The following is a 17840-nucleotide window of genomic DNA, read 5'->3' as shown; positions in this document are numbered from 1 at the left end:
AGCCCGGGAGCGTCCCGATCTGCACATCCTTGGGTACGCGGCCGAAACGGGTCGCGGACAAGGAGAGTTCGGTGGACAAGCACGACGGCGGCGGCACAGGGGAGGTCCGGTTCGACGACCCCTGGTACGACGCGCTCGCTTCCGGCTGGGGTGAGTTGGACGGTACGGGTGCGCTCGCTCCCGCCGTTCCGGCCGCCCGCGCGGGGCACGACGGACGAACGGGCGGGGCAGCCCACGTCTATCTGGAGGTGCAGCGCAGTGCCGCCTTCCAGGAAGTGCGCGGCCGGTACCGCAGGTTCGTGATTCCGGCCATTGCCCTCTTCTTCCCCTGGTACGTGGGCTATGTCGTGACAGCGACGACGGCGCCGGGGTTCATGGCGCGGCCCGTCGTCGGAGTGGTGAACGTGGCACTGCTCGCGGGACTCGGGCAGTTCCTCACGACGTTCGTGCTCGCCTGGGCGTACGCACGGCACGCGCGGCTCCACAGGGACCGTGCCGCGCTCGAACTGCGCTGGGACACACAAGAGATGACACGGAACGCCCGGGGTGGTCAGCGGTGAGCGGCCACCATCAGACGCTGGCACTCCTGCTGTTCAGCGCGTTCGTCGCCGTGACGCTGGGGATCACGACGTGGGTGAGCCGCAACCGGCACGGTTCGGCCGAGGAGTTCTACGCGGGCGGGCGGTTGTTCTCGCCGATGGAGAATGGATTTGCCCTCTCGGGTGACTATATGTCGGCCGCTTCCTTCCTCGGCATCACCGGACTCATCTCCCTCTACGGCTACGACGGGCTGCTCTACGCCGTGGGGTTCCTGGTGGCCTGGCTGATCGTTCTGTTCCTCGTCGCCGAACTGGTGCGCAACTGCGGGCGGTTCACACTCGCCGACGTCGTCGCGGCGCGGATGGACGAGAGGCCGGTACGGATCGCGGCCGGAACGTCCTCGGTCGTGGTGTCCGTTCTGTATCTGGTGGCGCAGATGGTGGGTGCGGGCAGCCTCGTCTCCCTGCTGCTGGGAGGTACGAGCGACGCGGCGCGCAACTGGACGGTGATCGGTGTCGGCGCCCTCATGGTGATCTATGTGTCGATGGGAGGGATGCGGGCGACCACCTGGATCCAGATCGTCAAGGCGGTCCTGCTGATCGGCGGTGCCGTCGTGCTCACCGTGCTGGTCCTGATGCGGTTCCACGGGGACATCAACGACCTGCTGCGTACGGCCGCGCGGCGCAGCGGGCACGGCCAGGCCTTTCTCGCGCCCGGATTGAAGTACGGCGGGGACTGGACGGCGCGCTTCGACTTCATGAGCCTCGGGCTGGCGCTGGTGCTCGGCACCGCCGGGCTGCCGCACATCCTGTCGCGCTTCTACACCGTGCCGACCGCGCGAGCCGCACGGCGCTCGGTGCTGTGGTCGATCGGACTCATCGGCGGCTTCTACCTGATGACGATCGTGCTGGGGTTCGGCGCGGCCGCCGTCGTCGGTCCGGCGGCGGTACGCGGATCGAACGCCGCGGGGAACACGGCGGTTCCGTTGCTGGCCCTCGATCTGGGCGGCGGAGCCGACTCCACGGGGGGAACGGTTCTGTTCGCGGTCGTCGCCGCCATCGCCTTCGCCACCATTCTCGCGGTCGTCGCCGGCGTCACCCTCGCGTCCTCGGCCTCCGTGGCCCACGACCTGTACGCCTCGCTGCGTCGCCGCCGCGCGAAGCCGCACGGCGAGGTGGCGGTGGCGCGCGCCGCGTCGGTCGGCATCGGGCTGGTCGCCATCGCTCTGAGCCTCCTGGCCCGCGATCTGAACGTGGCCTTCCTGGTGGGTCTCGCCTTCGCGGTCGCCGCGTCCGCGAACCTGCCGGTGCTGCTGTACTCCCTGTTCTGGCGGTCCTTCACGACACGCGGTGCCGTGTGGGCCGTATACGGCGGTCTGGTGCCCGCGCTGCTGCTCGTGCTGCTCTCGCCGGTGGTGTCGGGCAGCCCCGAATCGCTGTTCCCCGGAGTGGACTTCCAGTACTTCCCGCTCCAGAACCCGGGTCTTGTGTCGATCCCTCTGGGTTTTGTCGCCGGCTGGCTCGGCACCGTCACCTCGGCGGAGCCGCCGGACGAGGCCAAGCACGCCGAGATCGAGGTCCGCGCGCTCACGGGCGCCGGAGCGGTCTGAGGGCGCCCGGGGCGGCGTACGCGACCACCCAGGGCCGCAGGGGGGCGCTCAAGGCGCGACCCACGCGTAGCGGTGTTCCGGGCGTCCTGTGTCGCCGTATTTGAGGGAGAGGCACAACCTTCCCGCTTGTTCCAGGTGGCGCAGATAGCGCTGGGCGGTGGACCGGCTGAGGCCGGTCTCGGCGGCCACCTCATGGGCGGACAACGGCCGGGCGGCGCGGTGCAGCACGTCGCAGATCAGGTCCGTCGTCGGCTCCGAGTGACCGCTGGGCAGCCCGGGGGAGGACGGTGCGGGCGTGGTGCGCAGGGCACCGAAGATCCGGTCGACCTGCTCCTGGCCCGCCACACCGCGTCCGCCCACCCGGTCGACGGTGCGGCGCAGGGCCGCGTAGGAGTCCAGTCGGGTACGCAGGGCGGTGAAGGTGAACGGCTTGACCAGGTAGTGCAGCGCGCCAAGGCGCATCGCCGCCTGCACGGTGACCACGTCGCTGGCCGCGGTGATCATGATGACGTCGGTGCCGTGACCGCTTTCCCGCATCCGGTGGACCAGTTCGAGGCCCGTCCGGTCCGGCAGGTACTGGTCGAGCAGCACCAGATCGATGGGCGCGCGCTCGACGGCGGCCAGGGCCTGGGCGGCACTGTGCGCGCGGGCGGCCACCCGGAATCCGGGAACCTTCCCCACGTACTTCGCGTTGATCTCGGCAACGCGGAAATCGTCGTCCACGACCAGGACGTCAATCATCGGGCCTCTTTCTCTCAAGGCCTGGGCGAATGTTGCGCCCGTGTTTCGGCTCCGCTGTTGTAGCGCGAGCAAAACGAGCACAACAGCCCCTTGCGAGCAGAAGAATGCCTTGCGCCCAGAAGACTGACGCTGTGGCCCGCACCACATCTACGGTCCCGGGCCATGAGCACAGACACCAGTCCCGCCATCGAGCTGCGGGGCGCGAGCAAGATCTTCAAGACCCCGTCAGGGGGTGCGCACACGGCGGTGAGGGATCTTGATCTGACCATCGGCCGGGGCGAGTTCGTGGCCGTAGTCGGACCCACCGGCTGTGGGAAGTCCACCACGCTGACCCTGGTCAGCGGTCTTGAGGAGCCCACCGAGGGCGAGGTACTGGTCGCCGGAGAGCCCGTCACCGGCGTGGGCGGAAAAGTCGGCTTCGTCTTCCAGCAGGACGCCACCTTCCCCTGGCGCACGGTCCTTTCCAATGTGATGGCCGGACCCCGCTTCCGCGGTGTGCCCAAGGCGGAGGCCAAGCGACAGGCCCGGGAATGGCTCGCCCGGGTCGGACTGGCGGCTTTCGAGGACCGCTATCCGCACCAGCTCTCCGGCGGTCAGCGCAAGCGCGTCGCCCTCGCCGCGACCTTCGTCAACGACCCCGAGATCCTGCTGATGGACGAGCCCTTCTCGGCGCTCGACGTGCAGACCAGGGCCCTGATGTCCGACGAACTGCTCGAACTGTGGGAGGGCACGGGCGCCTCTGTCGTCTTCGTCACCCACGACCTGGAGGAGTCCATCGCGCTCGCCGACAAGGTCGTCGTGATGACAGCGGGCCCCGCCACCGTGAAGCAGGTCTTCGACATCGACCTGCCGCGGCCGCGCAAGGTCGAAGCGGTACGCCTGGAGCCGCGGTTCATCGAGATCTACCGCGAGATCTGGGAGTCGCTCGGCGAAGAGGTCCGCATCACCCGTGAGAGGGGTGCCGCTCATGTCGCCTGAGGTTCTCAGCACCCCGGTCGTCGACACGGCCAAGATCCCGGGCCGCGCGCACTCCCGAGCCCGTGCCGCCCGCAGGCGCAAGATCGTGGTGGGCGCCGCCCGAGCACTGCTCCTGGTCGTCGTGCTCGGCCTGTGGGAGGTGCTGTCCCGGGCCGAGGTCATCGACCCGTTCAACTTCTCGATGCCCTCGAAGATCTGGGAACAGATCTGGACCTGGGTGACTCACGGGACCGCGCTCGGCCCGCTCGGCGAGCAGATCTGGTACACGCTTCACGAGGCGCTGCTCGGCTGGGTCATCGGTGTGGTCGCCGGGGTGGTCTTCGGTATCGCGCTCGGGCGGATCGCCTTGCTTGCCGACATTCTTGGTCCATACATCAAGGTGCTCAACTCGATACCGAGGATTGTCCTTGCCCCGATCTTCGTGATCTGGTTCGGGCTCGGACCGGCTTCCAAGGTCGCCTCGGCCGTGGTGCTCGTCTTCTTCCCGGTGTTCTTCAACGCCTTCCAGGGAGCCCGTGAGGTCGACCGGAACCTGGTGGCCAACGCCCGGATCCTCGGCGCGAGCGACCGCCGGGTGACGCTTCAGGTCGTCATTCCGTCCGCCACCTCGTGGATCTTCACCAGCCTCCATGTCAGCTTCGGGTTCGCGCTCATCGGCGCGATCGTCGGGGAGTACATCGGCGCCACGAAGGGCATCGGCCTGCTCGTCGCGCAGTCGCAGGGCACCTTCAACGCGGCCGGCGTGTACGCGGCGATGGTCATCCTCGCCGTAGTCGCCCTCCTCGCCGAGGGGCTGCTGACCTTCGGCGAACGGCGCATCTTCCGCTGGAAGTCGTCGGAATCCGACCGCTGACCCCGCCGTACGTCACGCAGTCCGCGCTCGTAGGCCCGGTCCCGTAGGCCCGGTCCCGTTCCCGCGCGCTCACGACCCCGCCGTACGCACGCACTCGCTTCTCCTCCACTCACAAGGACGTGAACCACCATGCGCAAGACCGCCAGATACTCCGCGCTGGCAGCCGCCGGTCTGCTTGCTCTCACCTCGCTCACCGCCTGCGCCAATGACGCGGCGAGCACGACGGCCGACTCCGGCAGCGGTGGGGGTGGCGGCAAGGGGGAGCACGTCAAGATCATGGTCGGCGGTCTGGACAAGGTCATCTACCTGCCGGCGATGCTGACGCAGCGGCTCGGCTACTTCCAGGACGAGGGTCTCGATGTCCAGCTCCTCAGTGAGCCGGCCGGTGTCCAGGCCGAGACCGCCCTCGTCTCGGGGCAGGTGCAGGGGGCCGTCGGCTTCTACGACCACACGCTCGACCTGCAGACCAAGGGCAAGTCCGTCGAGTCCGTCGTGCAGTTCTCGCACGCTCCGGGCGAGGTCGAGATCGTCTCCGACAAGCGCGAGGGCGACATCGCCTCCCCCAAGGACTTCAAGGGCAGGAAGCTCGGCATCACAGGGCTCGGTTCCTCGACCGACTTCCTCACGAAGTACCTCGCGGTCAAGAACGGCGTGAAGGTCAGCGAGTTCACCCCGGTCGCCGTCGGCGCCGGACCGACGTTCGTCTCCGCTCTCCAGCAGGGCGCCATCGACGGCGGAATGACGACGGACCCGACCGTCGCCACCGTCATCGAGAAGAAGCTCGGCAAGGTCCTCATCGACATGCGGACCCCCGAGGGCTCGCAGAAGGCGCTCGGTGGGCCGTACCCGTCGTCCAGTCTCTACATGCAGACGGACTGGGTGAACGGTCACAAGGAGACGGTCCAGAAGCTGGCCAACGCCTTCGTGAAGACCCTTCGGTGGATGGCCGCGCACAGCGCCGCCGACATCGCAGCCAAGATGCCCGCCGACTACTCCCAGGGCGACAAGACGCTGTACGCCCGTGCGATCCAGAGCACGCTGCCGATGTTCACCGAGGACGGCGTGATGCCCCAGGACGGTCCCGAGACCGTCGAGAAGGTCCTCAAGGCGTTCAACACCAATATCAAGAACGCCCATGTGGACCTGGACAAGACGTACACCACGGAGTTCGTGAAGAAGGCGACCGGCTGACCGTGCCGACGGCCGCGCCCGGCCGGCCACTCACCGAGCCGTCCCACCGGTGAACCACCGCCCCGTCGCGCGTACGACTGTGCTCCCCGGCAGTCGTACGCGCGACGGGGCGGCCGCAGTTCCGCCCTCGTCGGCTCTGTCCTCAGGCGCGGGTCGCCCAGAAGTAGCGATGCCCGGGGCGGCCCGCATCACCGTATTTGAGCGTCAGACCGGCCCTTCCCGCGCGTTCCAGCAGCTTCAGATAGCGCTGTGCGGTCTGCCGGCTCAGTCCCGTCCTGGCCGCGACCTCCTGGGCAGACAGCGAGCCCTCCGCGTCCAGCAGGGCCTGCCGTACGAGCTCGGCCGTCGGAGGGGAGTGGCCCTTGGGCGGATCCGGCTCGGCTCTCGCGGAGAAGGCGCCGAAGATCCGGTCCACCTCGTGCTGTTCCGCCTCGCCGCCGCCGTCCAGGGTCCGCCGCAGCTCCGCGTACGCCTCCAGCCGGGAGCGCAGCCCTGCGAACGTGAACGGCTTGACCAGGTACTGGAGCGCGCCCTGCCGCATGGCCGCCTGGACGGTCGAGACGTCACGGGCCGCCGTCACCATGATCACATCGGTCCGGTGACCCCGGCGGCGCATCTCCTGGACGACCGCGAGGCCTGTCTCATCCGGCAGATGGTGGTCCATCAGGACCAGATCCGGGCGCGGCAGCGCCTCCATCCGGCGCAACGCCTCGGCTGCGCTGTGCGCCTCGCCGGCGACACGGAAGCCCGGGACCCTCTCCACGTAAGCGGCGTTCACATGGGCGACCCGTGTGTCGTCCTCCACGATGAGGACCTCGATCATCGCGACACCTTCCTGGCCGCCGCGCCGTCCCTCGTCCCGCCGCCGCTGGCCCCGCTGGCCCCGCTGGTCCCGGTCCCGCTGGTCCTGTGGGTCCCGCTCGTCTCCCCGGATTCCCGGGTCTCCCTGGTGTCTCCGGCAGCGGCGAGGGCGGTCGCCGGCACCTCGTCCGGCGTGAGCCCCGGGTCCGTCAGCGCCTCCGGCAGGACGACCGTGAACTCCGCGCCTCCGCCGTCCGCGTCGGTCACCTCGGCGCTGCCGCCCTGCCGCTCGGCGAGACGCCGCACCAGGGAGAGGCCGATTCCGCGCTTGCCGTGCGCCGGAGGCTTCTTGGTGCTCCAGCCGTCCGTGAAGATCAACTCTCGACGGTCCTGCGGGATGCCCGGTCCGGTGTCCCGTACCCGGAGTACGGCGGTGCGGCCCTCACGGCGCAGTTCGACCTCCACGCGCGCGTGGGGCGTGCCCGCGACGGCGTCCAGCGCGTTGTCGACGAGGTTCCCGACGACGGTGACGAGCCCGCGCGGGTCGATCAACCGGTCCGGCAACAGTGTCCGGTCCGAGAACCACAGCGCAACTCCACGCTCCGCCGCCACCGTCGCCTTGCCCACCAGCAGGGCGGCGAGCAACGGATCGTGGACCTTCTCCGTCACCTGCTCCGCGGTGACCCTGTGGTCGCCGACCACCTCTCCGATGAACTCCACGGCGTCGTCGTACATCTCCAGTTCGAGCAGGCCCAGGAGCGTGTGCAGCCGGTTGGCGTGCTCATGGTCCTGCGCGCGGAGCGCGTCGATCAGACCGTGTGTGGAGTCGAGCTCCCGGCCGAGCTGTTCCAGTTCGGTCCGGTCGCGCAGGGTGGCGACCGCGCCGCCGTCCTCGGTGGGCATCCGGTTGGCCACGAGGACGCGCTGGCCGCGAACGGTGAGCAGATCGGTGCCGGTGACGCGCCCCGCCAGGACGTCCGTCGTACGGCCGGGGCCCAGCGCGTCGTCCAGGGGCCGTCCGACGGCCTCGGCGCCCACCGCCAGCAGCCGCTGAGCCTCGTCGTTCAGAAGGCGTACGCGACCGTCGCGGTCCAGGGCGACCACGCCCTCCCGGATACCGTGCAGCATGGCCTCGCGCTCCGCCAGCAGTGCCGAGATATCGGAGAAGGCCAGGTCGCGGGTCTGCCGGTGGAGCCTGCGCGAGATCAGATAGGCGGCCAGCGCGCCGACCGCCATGGCACCTCCCGCGTACGCGAGCAGCCCCGGGATCGAATCGATCAGCCGTGCCCGCACACTGCCGTACCTGATCCCCACCGAGACCGCGCCGATGATCCTGTTGTCGGTGTCCCGCAGCGGCACCTTGCCCCGCGCGGAGCGGCCCAGCGTTCCGGTGTCGATCTCCATGACGTCACTGCCGGCCAGCGCCCGCCTGGGGTTCGTGGAGACCTTCTTGCCGATCTCGGCCGGGTCCCTGTGCGACCAGCGGATGCCGCGCATGTTCATCACGACCACGTACTCGGCACCGCTCGCCCTGCGTATTCGCTCGGCCTCGACCTGCACGGGTCCGGCCGGGGACGGGGCCGTCCTCTGGAGGTCCACGGCGAACTGCGGCTGGGCGGCCGTGGCCTGGGCGATCGCGAGGGCGCGCCGCATGGCCTGGTCGTCCAGCTGCGCGCTCAACGGCGCCAGGAACAGCCCAGTGGCGAGCACGGCGACGCCCGCCGCGATCGCGATCTGCATCAGCAGCACCTGCGAGAACACTCGCCGCGGCAGACCGAGGCGCAGTCGTCGTGCGGGGGGAGTGGGGCTCATGCCCATGACGGTACGGGGATGTACGCGCCCCTTCGAAGGGGGTGTGGCATGGATCTCTTGATCAATACGTGAGCCGGTGGTGGGGCGCGGGGGAGGGGAGGCGGGACCCGGCTTGTCAGCAGGCCACGGCGACGGCCGTCGCCTCCAGTTGCCGTACGGCCACCACGTCCATCCGGGCGGGTGAACCCAGTGCCGAGCCGCAGCTCTCCGGGCGGGGCGGCAGCGAGGCGCCCTGCGCGACGATGACCCGCCACATGCGACCGTCCGCGTGGGCGACGGTCACCTCCCAGCGCGGCGCGGCGCCCTCCGTGCGGACCACGGTCAGGACATCGGCGGCGTGCTCTCCCGACGACGTCCGTACGGCCAGCTCGGCCGCCTGGCCGGGGCGCTCCCAGGCGGAGTTCCCCCGGCAGCCCTCCGTGACGACGCGGCCTTCCCGGACGCCCTGCAGGACCTCCTTGACGGCGTGCGCCTGGGCGCGGCCGTACGCGTACCCGTAAGGCAGGACCAGCACGGTGGGCGAGAAGCGATGACCGCCCAGATGGGTGACCTCCCAGGCGCCGTTGACCCCGGACGCGGCCAGTTCCGCCGCCAGGGGCCGTCCGAGCAGTGCGCAGCAGCGGTCGCGCTTGCCGTTGGTGCAGACGAGGGCGAGCGGATCGCCCGTGTGGGGCCGCCCCTGAAGAACCCCGTCGAAGGAGCATGGATCACCCGCGCCGAGGGCGTGGAAGTCGAGGTCGAGCACCTGTCCGGGATCACGCGTCATGGCGCCGTGCAGCCATACGTTTCCCGGGGTCGTGTGGGCTGCGTACACATGCCGTTCGGCGGCCGTGCCGCAGTCGGCATGGCGTCCGGGGCGGCGGATGAGCGCGATCCGTACCCCTGTGCCCCGCGCGGCCGCTTCGAGGGCACGACCGAGCGTGGGGTCCAGGTGGCTCGAAGTGAGCGCCTTGGCACCCCAGGGGCCGGGCTGCTCGATGAGCAGCCATGTTCTCGCGGTGGCCGCGGTCCCGGAGAGTGGCTCGTCGAGGTGCCGCGACGCGGTCGTGCACGTACTCACAGAGGTGAGCCTAACCTGACTTCACCCAGGGCGACTTCCGGTCGCAGGTACGGGGGCGCGTCGGGGGTGGTCCAGGCGCGGGGCCGGGCGTGCGGAGATATGTGGGGGAGGACGTGGCGGGAGGGCGCCTGGGGGCGCTCCTCCCGCGCCCGGGGTGCGGCCGTCTAGCGCGGGAGCGGCTGCGGCGGCCGCTCGCCGACGTAGTGCCCGCTCGGCCGCATCCGCAGGGGACGCTCCGCGTACTCCTCCAGGGTGTGGGCGATCCAGCCCGCCGTCCGGGCGACAGCGAAGATCGTCTCCCCCGCGGAGGCCGGCATGCCGGAGGAGACGGTGAAGACGGCCAGGGCGAGGTCGACATTGGCGTGCAGGGGAGTGTGGCGGGCCGTGGTGGTCACCACATCCTGGGCCGCCGCCAGCGCGGGCGCGGCACCGGGCACCTCTTCCAGGAGGGCGAACAGGGCACGCGCGCGGGGATCCTCGCCGGGGTAGAGCCGATGACCGAGTCCGGGGACACGGCGCCCGGCGCGCAGTTCGTCGGCGACCACGGGAACGGCGGTGCCCTGGTCCAGAACGTCGAGCAGCAGTCGGTGCGCGAGACCGCTGGCCGCCCCGTGAAGGGGCCCTTCGAGGACGCCGAGGCCCGCCGACACGGCCGCGTACGGGTGGGCGCGGGCCGACGCGGCCACCCGTACCGCGAGCGTCGAGGCGGCGAGGTCGTGGTCGACGAGCAGCCCGAGCGCCGTGTCCAGTACGCGCAGTGACGCGTCATCGGGGGTGCGCCCGGTGAGCCGTGCCCACAGTCGATGCGCCAGCGGGCCCTCGTCGCGGTGGTCGTGCCGCACCGGGGGGAGCGCGGCGACGAGCGTGGGGATGAGAGTGCGCCCGGTGCCGAGCACGGCGCTCTCGGAGAGGTCGAAGCGCAGTGGGTCGGCCGCCGCGGCGGCGATCGCGGCGACCCTCAGACGGTCGGTCGGGCCGCCGTGTTCGGGCAGTGCGTCGACGCTGCGCCGGGCGACGGCCGCGGATGCTTCCGGGGCCGTGAACACGACCCCGGGGCGCAGTACGCCCGTCCACAGCCATTCGGCGATCTCTTCGTAGGAGTACCGCGCGGCCAGTTCCGTCGCGTCGACGCCCCGGTAGTAGTAGCGGTCCCTGTCGATCAGGGTGATGCGGGTGCGGACGGAGAGCTCGTCGCCGCCGCTCGAACTGCCGCCACTTTCCCGCCTGTTGCGCCGAGCGAGCGCCTCCACCTCCTTGGTGTCGAACGTGCTCCCGCGCCCTCCCGGCTCCCGCCTGCTGCTGAGCTGACCGCGGCTCACATACGCGTACACGGTCTCCGGCTTCACGCCGAGCAGTTCGGCGGTCTCTTTGGTGCTGAGCCGTCGGCCTTCGTGTGCCGGCGTTGCCGCTTCTCGATCCCTCATGAGCGCCACCGTATCCGTGGATCGTTATGTTGATTAAATCAACATTGACAGCTCTAGAGTCAATCATGGACAGTCGAATCAAGTCCAGGGAGGAAACATGCCGATCAACCGAACCGCGTCCACCTCTGTCGACGTGCCGCGAGGACTCGCGGGCGTCGTCGTCACCGACACCGAACTGGGTGACGTCAGAGGCCTGGAGGGCTTTTATCACTACCGCCAGTACTCGGCCGTCGACCTCGCGCGGTCCCGCGGCTTCGAGGACGTATGGCATCTGCTGGCCCATGGCGAGCTGCCCGACGGGACTCGCCGGGCCGCCTTCGCCGCGAGGACGGCGAGGCTGCGCCGGCTGCCGGACGACGTGCGCGCCGCGCTGCCCGCCATCGCGGCGGCGACCGGACCGGCGGGACCGCTCGCCGGGTTGCGCACCGCGTTGTCGCTGTTGGGGGCCTCGCTGGGGTTCCGCCCGGTGTACGACATCGACGCCGGGCGGCGCCGCGACGACGGCCTCGTGGCGTCGGCGGCCGTACCCACACTGCTCACGGCCCTGTACCGGCTCGGGCAGGGGCTGGAGCCGGTGGAACCGCGCGAGGACCTGGGGTACGCCGCCAACTACCTGTACATGTTGACGGGATCGGAGCCGGAAGCGGTCCGTGCTCGTGCGGTTGAGCAATACCTCATCTCAACCATTGATCACGGATTCAATGCGTCAACGTTCACCGCCCGGGTGATCGCGTCCACCGGCGCGGATGTGGCGGCCTGCCTGGTGGGTGCGGTCGGTGCCCTCTCCGGACCTCTCCACGGTGGTGCTCCCAGTCGGGCCCTGGACACGCTCGACGCGATCGGAACCCCCGACCGTATCGACTCCTGGATCCGCGAACGTGTCCTCGCAGGTGATCGCATCATGGGCTTCGGACACCCCGTCTACCGCACGGAGGACCCGCGTTCGCGGATGCTCCGCGGGATAGCCCAGGGCTTCGGCGGGCCGCTCGTCGAGTTCGCCGTCGAAGTGGAGCGGCAGGTGGAGGCGATCCTGGCAGAGCTCAAGCCGGGCCGTGAGCTGCACACCAACGTGGAGTTCTACGCCGGTGTGGTCATGGAACTCTGCGGGTTGCCCCGCGCGATGTTCACGCCCACGTTCGCCGCCGCCCGGGTGGTCGGCTGGAGCGCCAACATCCTGGAGCAGTCGGAGGATTCGAAGATCATCCGCCCGGCGGCCCGATACGTGGGACCGGTTCCGCCGGTGCCGGTTCCTGCCCTCGGCTGACCGCACCTCACCGCATCTCACCGCGCCATACCGGCCTGCATCGGCCCGCACCGGACCGCCCGGCATCGCGCAGGACCTGAACGGGCAGGGCTTGAACGGGCCGGACCGCACCGCGCGGGTCCGGGGCGGAGCGAAAACGGGCCCGGCACCAGATCGGTGCCGAGCCCGGGGGTGTCAGTAGCTCCGGAACCGCTGCCGCTACGCGCGAGGAAAATCGCCTGGACGAGAGTCTCGGGCACATGTGTGCGGTGACCCGGCGGACCTGGTGTGGGTCGTCTCGCGACCGCCCACCGGACGGGACGGTGCGCAAAACTGGGCTACCAAGGGCAAAGCGAACGCATAGTGATCGGAGGGTGTGCCGATACTCGCGTGAGAACGCGACGTTCGGGGCGGGCCTATGCGTCGGGAATGTCCATCTTCGCGTGAATGAGGGTTTCGCGGGTCACTACGACGATTCTCTCGTAATCTGCCCGGGATGCGTCCGGGGGAAGCTCGGCGTCGAGCTTCTCGGTGACGTCTGTTCCGATCACAGCGAACGTTCCGTCGGACAGTTCGAAGATGTCCGGGCAATTCGCACCAGAGGTGCTTCCTCGCAAGGTTGGAGGAGTGCCGATCCGACGGATGATGTGGCTCACTGTTCTTGCTTCCCTTTGATCTCGAGGTGGGATTGCCTGCGCGCTGTTGCTGCGCGGCGCGATGCGGCCCTGTGGGGCTGCAACCTCGGACCCGCGGCTGGAACGACGTTCGGTGGGGATCGACCCAATACGTGATTGCGCAGCAGTCAACCCTGTTGGCATCTGGGGAAACGCGCCGATTTACTCGTTCGTTATCGCCCGACCGTGTGATTCGCTCGACAGGGTGGCGCAAGTGAACGGGTTTGCGCCGGAGTGTGGCGGACGGAAAGCGCTACTCGCTCGGCGGCTCGCCCACCACCCACCACTCGTCCGCGTCTGTCTCCTCCAGTTGGGAGAGGAGCTCTTCGACCATAAGTCCGATTTGGGCTTCGTCCGATGTGCTGATGAGAGTCGCGCGATAAGGGCGCGTTGCGTACCAGTACTCGCGGAAGATCGGGTTCTGGAGCCAGCCGCGGGCAAATCCGAAGAACTCCTCGCGGGTCATGTTGCCCATGCGGTAGTAGCAGAGCGCGTTGGTGTACAAGGCGTTGGTGAAGAGGAACTGGCGCTGTCTCCTCGGAGGGACTGTCCCCTCGTACGTGTCCAGTACCTCGGCCAGCTCGGGATCGTCCATGGCCTTGCTCAACAGCTCCCAGTGGAGCCGCTGTTGATGGGCGAGGTTGGCCTGCCGCTGGGTCTGGGCGGCTTGTTCGAGCAGTTCGATCCGGGCGTGCAGCGCGTCGAGCGTGGTTCTCTGCGCGACGAGGGTGACGGCGGCGCCGGTCAGCAGGCCGACGGCCGCCGCGGCGGCGGAGCCCAACCCACGCACTTTGTCTTTCCGTGTGGCCATGTCAACCCCCGAGTCAGGCGACCGTCCGCCGGTCGTCGGTGGTGGGGCGACAGGGAGCGGACCGGCGAGCGGTGGGCGGCGCGCTTGCCGCCCCCCAGTGTTGCCGAGCGGCTCTGATCGGCAGGGAGGCGGAGAGGAGGCGCACGGAGGGATGTGCGGGTCGCGTCCACCGGCGCCATGTCCAACGTGTGCCCCGCGAGCGCCGCTAACAATCGTTCACTTCGGGGCGTTTCCTCCCGCTCGTATGCTTGGTCGGCATTCATTCCCCGCGTGAGCGCCGGTCCAGTGAGCCGGTGCGCGCACAGGTTCAGAGAGGGCGCATGGTGAGCCAGTCGAGTCCCCCGCAGATCCCGGTCATCGTTCTCGCCGGCTTCCTGGGTTCCGGCAAGACGACGCTGCTCAACCATCTTCTGCACCGCGGTGGGGGCAGCCGGATCGGGGCCGTGGTCAACGACTTCGGCGCGATCGAGATCGACGCGATGGCCGTGGCCGGAGCGCTCGGTGACTCCACCGTCTCGCTCGGCAACGGATGTCTGTGCTGTGCGGTCGACGTCGGCGAGCTTGATCAATATATGGATCGGCTCGCTCAACCCTCTGCCCGTATCGACGTCATCGTCATCGAGGCGAGCGGGCTCGCGGAGCCCCAGGAGCTCGTGCGCATGGTCCTCGCCAGCGAGCTTCCGGGCATCGTGTACGGAGGGCTCGTCGAGGTCGTCGACGCCGCCGAGTTCGCCGGCACGCGCGAGAAGCACCCCGAGATCGACCGGCACCTCGCCCTCGCCGATCTCGTCGTCGTCAACAAGATCGACCGGGCCGACGACGCGGGCCGGGTGCTGGCAGTGGTCCGGGAGCTCGCCGGCCGCGCCGCGGTCGTCCCCGCCACCTACGGCCGGGTCGATCCGGAGTTCCTCTTCGACTGCAGGCCCAGCGAGGAGCGCATCGGGCAGCTGTCCTTCGACGATCTCCATGACCATGACCATGACCGCGTCGAAGGTGGTGCGGGGGAGAACGGTCACGAGGAGCCCGGTGGCGCCGGCCATCTGCACTCCGCCTATGAGGCTCTGTCCTTCAGCTCCGAAGTGCCGCTGGATCCACGGCGGTTGATGACGTTCCTCGACAGCAGGCCCGAAGGGCTCTACCGGATCAAGGGGTACGTCGACTTCGGCGTCCAGGACATCCGCAACCGGTACTCGGTGCACGCCGTCGGGCGGTTCCTGCGTTTCTACCCGGAGCCCTGGCCCGCTTCGGACGAGCGGACCACCCAGCTCGTGCTCATCGGCTCCGGGATCGACACGGCGGCGCTGACCAAGCAGCTGGAGGCATGCGAAGAGGACGCCCCGCACGCCGATGAACACAGCATGTGGGGCGTCCTCCGCTACGTACAGGAGCCGAGCCCGGAGGGCTGACCGCGCACTACACCGGGCCCGCCACCACCGACACCGGCTTGCCGAGCGAGATGCCCGAGCCGTCGCGGCGCGGGTCGATCTCCGGCAGGTCGACGGGCATGCCGGTCTTCTGCGCCGCGCGTCCCGGCGTCGGACCGGCCCAGGCCAGCGACAGGCAGTCCTCGCCCTTCAGGAACCGCTGGCAGCGCACACCGCCCGTGGCGCGGCCCTTGCGCGGGTACTGGTCGAAGGGAGTCAGCTTGGCCGTGGTCTGGACGGAGTCGTCCAGCGTCCCGCGTGAGCCGGCAACCGTGAACACCACCGCCTCGACCGCCGGGTCGACCGCGGTGAACGAGATCACCTTGGCCCCTTCGATCAGCTTGATGCCGGCCATGCCGCCCGCCGCCCGGCCCTGCGGGCGTACCTGCGAGGCCTGATAGCGCAGCAACTGCGCGTCGTCCGTGATGAAGACCAGGTCCTCCTCGCCGGTGCGCAGCTCGACCGCGCCGACGATCCGGTCGCCGTCCTTGAGGGTGATGACCTCCAACTCCTCCTTGTTCGAGGGGTAGTCGGGAACCACACGCTTGACGACACCCTGCTCCGTGCCGATCGCCAGGCCCGGGGACGCCTCGTCGAGCGTCGTCAGGCAGATCACCGTCTCGTCCTGCTCCAGGGAGGACAGGAACTCCGAGACCGGGGCACCCCCGGAGAGGTTCGGCGCCGACGCCGTCTCGGGCAGCTGCGGGAGGTCGATCACGTTCAGGCGGAGGAGGCGGCCCAGGGACGTGACCGCGCCGATCTCGCCGCGTGCCGTCGCGGGCACCGCGGAGACGATCACGTCGTGCTTGGTGCGCTTGCCGTCCGGGTCCTCCCCGAAGGGGTCACCGGTCGCCGTACGCGCCAGCAGTCCCGTCGAGGACAGCAGCACCCGGCACGGGGCGTCGGCGACCTGGAGCGAGACCGTCGCGGCGGGGCTGCCCGCCGACTCCAGCAGCACCGTGCGCCGGTCGGTGCCGAACTTCTTGGCCACAGCGGCCAGTTCGCCGGAGACCAGCTTGCGCAGCTCCGCGTCCGAATCCAGGATGCCGGTCAGCTCGTCGATCTCGCCGTTGAGCCGGTCGCGCTCCGACTCCAGCTCGATGCGGTCGAACCGGGTGAGGCGGCGCAGCGGCGTGTCCAGGATGTACTGCGTCTGGATCTCGGAGAGCGAGAAGTGCTCGATCAGGCGTTCCTTGGCCTGCGCCGAGTTGTCGCTGGAGCGGATGAGGCGGATGACCTCGTCGATGTCCAGGAGGGCGACGAGGAGACCCTCGACCAGGTGCAGCCGGTCGCGCTTCTTGGTACGGCGGAACTCGCTGCGGCGGCGTACGACGTTGAAGCGGTGGTCGAGGTAGACCTCCAGCAGCTCCTTGAGGCCCAGGGTGAGCGGCTGACCGTCCACCAGTGCCACGTTGTTGATGCCGAAGGACTCCTCCATCGGCGTCAGCTTGTAGAGCTGTTCGAGGACCGCCTCCGGCACGAAGCCGTTCTTGATCTCGATGACCAGGCGCAGTCCGTGCGCACGGTCGGTGAGGTCCTTGACGTCGGCGATTCCCTGGAGCTTCTTCGCCCCGACCAGGTCCTTGATCTTGGCGATCACCTTCTCCGGGCCGACGGTGAAGGGCAGTTCGGTGACGACGAGGCCCTTGCGGCGCGCCGTGACGTCCTCGACCGACACCGTGGCACGGATCTTGAACGTGCCGCGGCCCGTCTCGTACGCGTCCCTGATCCCGGAGAGGCCGACGATCCGGCCGCCCGTGGGCAGGTCGGGTCCCGGAACGTGCTTCATCAGCGTCTCGAGGTCGGCGCCCGGGTACCGGATGAGGTGGCGGGCGGCGGCGATGACCTCGCCGAGGTTGTGCGGCGGCATGTTCGTGGCCATGCCGACGGCGATCCCGGACGAGCCGTTGACCAGAAGGTTCGGGAAGGCGGCCGGCAGGGCCACCGGCTCCCGCTCCTGGCCGTCGTAGTTGGGCGTGAAGTCGACCGTGTCCTCGTCGATCGACTCGGTCATGAGCGACGTCGCGTCGGCCATCCGGGCCTCGGTGTAACGCATCGCGGCAGGCGGGTCGTCGTTGCCGAGCGAGCCGAAGTTGCCGTGACCGTCGACCAGGGGCAGCCGCATGGAGAAGGGCTGGGCCAGACGCACCAGGGCGTCGTAGATCGACGCGTCGCCGTGCGGGTGGAGCTTACCCATGACCTCGCCGACCACGCGGGCGCACTTCACATAGCCGCGGTCGGGACGCAGGCCCATCTCGTTCATCTGGTAGACGATGCGACGGTGCACCGGCTTGAGGCCGTCGCGGGCGTCCGGCAGGGCTCGCGAATAGATGACCGAGTACGCGTATTCGAGGAAGGAGCCCTGCATCTCGTCCACGACGTCGATGTCGAGGATCTTCTCCTCGTACGAGTCGTCGGGCGGCGGGGTCTTCGTGCTGCGGCGGGCCATCGCTGCTGCGGCTCCTTCACAGTCTCTGCCGGGGCATGAGCGGGTTCTGACGCGCACCATTGTGGACCGCCCCACTGACAACGCCGACCGCGACCCGTCCGTAGCGCCTCCGCGACGCGTCCCGCGGGTGTGGCCGAGACCGTTCCCGGGCAGCCCTCGGGCCGGGTGCCCGGCGGCCAGCGAACTCGCCCGCGGTGGTTCTCGGAGCATTCTCCGAGGCGTGTCAGGGA

15 protein-coding genes are annotated in these 17840 nt (G+C 69.5%); 7 read left to right on the top strand and 8 right to left on the bottom strand.

Annotation, left to right across the window (positions count from 1 at the left end):
- The first annotated feature begins 71 nt into the window (after positions 1 to 71).
- Positions 72 to 560, top strand: a complete 489-nt coding sequence (locus tag OHT01_RS11245; RefSeq protein WP_328553003.1) for a DUF485 domain-containing protein — start codon at positions 72 to 74, stop codon at positions 558 to 560.
- Positions 557 to 2149 (top strand): solute symporter family protein, encoded by a 1593-nt coding sequence (locus tag OHT01_RS11240; RefSeq protein WP_328553002.1) that lies wholly within the window; start codon positions 557 to 559, stop codon positions 2147 to 2149. The genes OHT01_RS11245 and OHT01_RS11240 overlap by 4 nt, the downstream gene beginning before the upstream one ends.
- Before the next feature lie 48 nt (positions 2150 to 2197).
- Here the strand turns inward: OHT01_RS11240 and OHT01_RS11235 are convergent, their stop codons facing one another.
- Positions 2198 to 2890, bottom strand: a complete 693-nt coding sequence (locus OHT01_RS11235; protein ID WP_328553001.1) for a response regulator — start codon at positions 2888 to 2890, stop codon at positions 2198 to 2200.
- A 162-nt stretch (positions 2891 to 3052) separates the two neighbouring features.
- Here OHT01_RS11235 and OHT01_RS11230 point away from each other — a divergent pair, with 162 nt between their 5' ends.
- The 3 genes from OHT01_RS11230 (at position 3053) to OHT01_RS11220 (ending at position 5912) form a co-directional block, all read left to right on the top strand.
- Positions 3053 to 3868, top strand: a complete 816-nt coding sequence (locus OHT01_RS11230; RefSeq protein ID WP_328553000.1) for an ABC transporter ATP-binding protein — start codon at positions 3053 to 3055, stop codon at positions 3866 to 3868.
- A complete protein-coding gene (locus OHT01_RS11225) occupies positions 3858 to 4721 on the top strand; it encodes an ABC transporter permease (protein ID WP_328552999.1) in 864 nt (287 codons plus the stop codon). Before OHT01_RS11230 ends, OHT01_RS11225 begins: the two co-directional genes overlap by 11 nt.
- A 129-nt stretch (positions 4722 to 4850) precedes the next feature.
- Positions 4851 to 5912, top strand: a complete 1062-nt coding sequence (locus OHT01_RS11220; protein ID WP_328552998.1) for an ABC transporter substrate-binding protein — start codon at positions 4851 to 4853, stop codon at positions 5910 to 5912.
- Between the two features lie 142 nt (positions 5913 to 6054).
- Here OHT01_RS11220 and OHT01_RS11215 read toward each other — a convergent pair whose 3' ends face one another.
- From OHT01_RS11215 to OHT01_RS11200, 4 genes are all read right to left on the bottom strand, one after another.
- Entirely contained in the window at positions 6055 to 6735 is a 681-nt protein-coding gene (locus tag OHT01_RS11215; protein WP_328552997.1) for a response regulator, read from the bottom strand.
- On the bottom strand, positions 6732 to 8525 hold the full coding sequence (locus tag OHT01_RS11210; protein ID WP_328552996.1) for a sensor histidine kinase: 1794 nt from the start codon (positions 8523 to 8525) through the stop codon (positions 6732 to 6734). The genes OHT01_RS11215 and OHT01_RS11210 overlap by 4 nt, the downstream gene beginning before the upstream one ends.
- A gap of 115 nt (positions 8526 to 8640) precedes the next feature.
- Positions 8641 to 9585, bottom strand: coding sequence for a sucrase ferredoxin (locus OHT01_RS11205; RefSeq protein ID WP_328552995.1), 945 nt, complete (start codon positions 9583 to 9585; stop codon positions 8641 to 8643).
- A 164-nt stretch (positions 9586 to 9749) separates the two neighbouring features.
- On the bottom strand, positions 9750 to 11009 hold the full coding sequence (locus tag OHT01_RS11200) for a citrate synthase (protein WP_328552994.1): 1260 nt from the start codon (positions 11007 to 11009) through the stop codon (positions 9750 to 9752).
- A 97-nt stretch (positions 11010 to 11106) separates the two neighbouring features.
- On the opposite strand from OHT01_RS11200, the gene OHT01_RS11195 reads away from it, so the two are divergent.
- Positions 11107 to 12273: a citrate synthase/methylcitrate synthase gene (locus OHT01_RS11195; protein ID WP_328552993.1), complete on the top strand. Its 1167-nt coding sequence runs from the start codon at positions 11107 to 11109 to the stop codon at positions 12271 to 12273.
- A 395-nt stretch (positions 12274 to 12668) separates the two neighbouring features.
- Here OHT01_RS11195 and OHT01_RS11190 read toward each other — a convergent pair whose 3' ends face one another.
- Both OHT01_RS11190 and OHT01_RS11185 read right to left on the bottom strand, forming a co-directional pair.
- On the bottom strand, positions 12669 to 12908 hold the full coding sequence (locus OHT01_RS11190) for a hypothetical protein (RefSeq protein ID WP_328552992.1): 240 nt from the start codon (positions 12906 to 12908) through the stop codon (positions 12669 to 12671).
- A gap of 271 nt (positions 12909 to 13179) precedes the next feature.
- Positions 13180 to 13716: a DUF6082 family protein gene (locus tag OHT01_RS11185; protein ID WP_328552991.1), complete on the bottom strand. Its 537-nt coding sequence runs from the start codon at positions 13714 to 13716 to the stop codon at positions 13180 to 13182.
- Between the two features lie 341 nt (positions 13717 to 14057).
- On the opposite strand from OHT01_RS11185, the gene OHT01_RS11180 reads away from it, so the two are divergent.
- A complete protein-coding gene (locus OHT01_RS11180) occupies positions 14058 to 15143 on the top strand; it encodes a CobW family GTP-binding protein (RefSeq protein ID WP_328552990.1) in 1086 nt (361 codons plus the stop codon).
- 7 nt (positions 15144 to 15150) lie between these two features.
- Here OHT01_RS11180 and OHT01_RS11175 read toward each other — a convergent pair whose 3' ends face one another.
- The gene (locus OHT01_RS11175) at positions 15151 to 17610 is read right to left on the bottom strand and encodes a DNA gyrase/topoisomerase IV subunit A (RefSeq protein ID WP_328552989.1); all 2460 of its coding nucleotides are present in this window, start codon (positions 17608 to 17610) and stop codon (positions 15151 to 15153) included.
- Between the last annotated feature and the right edge of the window lie 230 nt (positions 17611 to 17840).

Origin of the sequence: Streptomyces sp. NBC_00358 (assembly GCF_036099295.1) — a bacterium.
GTDB lineage: Bacteria > Actinomycetota > Actinomycetes > Streptomycetales > Streptomycetaceae > Streptomyces.
Note: the sequence above shows the minus strand (reverse complement) of the source record. Positions and strands in the feature narration are given on the sequence as shown.

Coding starts and splice junctions, on each gene's coding strand:
- OHT01_RS11215 (WP_328552997.1), bottom strand. CDS start 6,735: ATGATCGAGGTCCTCATCGTGGAGGACGACACACGGGTCGCCCATGTG.
- OHT01_RS11235 (WP_328553001.1), bottom strand. CDS start 2,890: ATGATTGACGTCCTGGTCGTGGACGACGATTTCCGCGTTGCCGAGATC.
- OHT01_RS11180 (WP_328552990.1), top strand. CDS start 14,058: ATGGTGAGCCAGTCGAGTCCCCCGCAGATCCCGGTCATCGTTCTCGCC.
- OHT01_RS11175 (WP_328552989.1), bottom strand. CDS start 17,610: ATGGCCCGCCGCAGCACGAAGACCCCGCCGCCCGACGACTCGTACGAG.
- OHT01_RS11200 (WP_328552994.1), bottom strand. CDS start 11,009: ATGAGGGATCGAGAAGCGGCAACGCCGGCACACGAAGGCCGACGGCTC.
- OHT01_RS11210 (WP_328552996.1), bottom strand. CDS start 8,525: ATGAGCCCCACTCCCCCCGCACGACGACTGCGCCTCGGTCTGCCGCGG.
- OHT01_RS11220 (WP_328552998.1), top strand. CDS start 4,851: ATGCGCAAGACCGCCAGATACTCCGCGCTGGCAGCCGCCGGTCTGCTT.
- OHT01_RS11230 (WP_328553000.1), top strand. CDS start 3,053: ATGAGCACAGACACCAGTCCCGCCATCGAGCTGCGGGGCGCGAGCAAG.
- OHT01_RS11225 (WP_328552999.1), top strand. CDS start 3,858: ATGTCGCCTGAGGTTCTCAGCACCCCGGTCGTCGACACGGCCAAGATC.
- OHT01_RS11195 (WP_328552993.1), top strand. CDS start 11,107: ATGCCGATCAACCGAACCGCGTCCACCTCTGTCGACGTGCCGCGAGGA.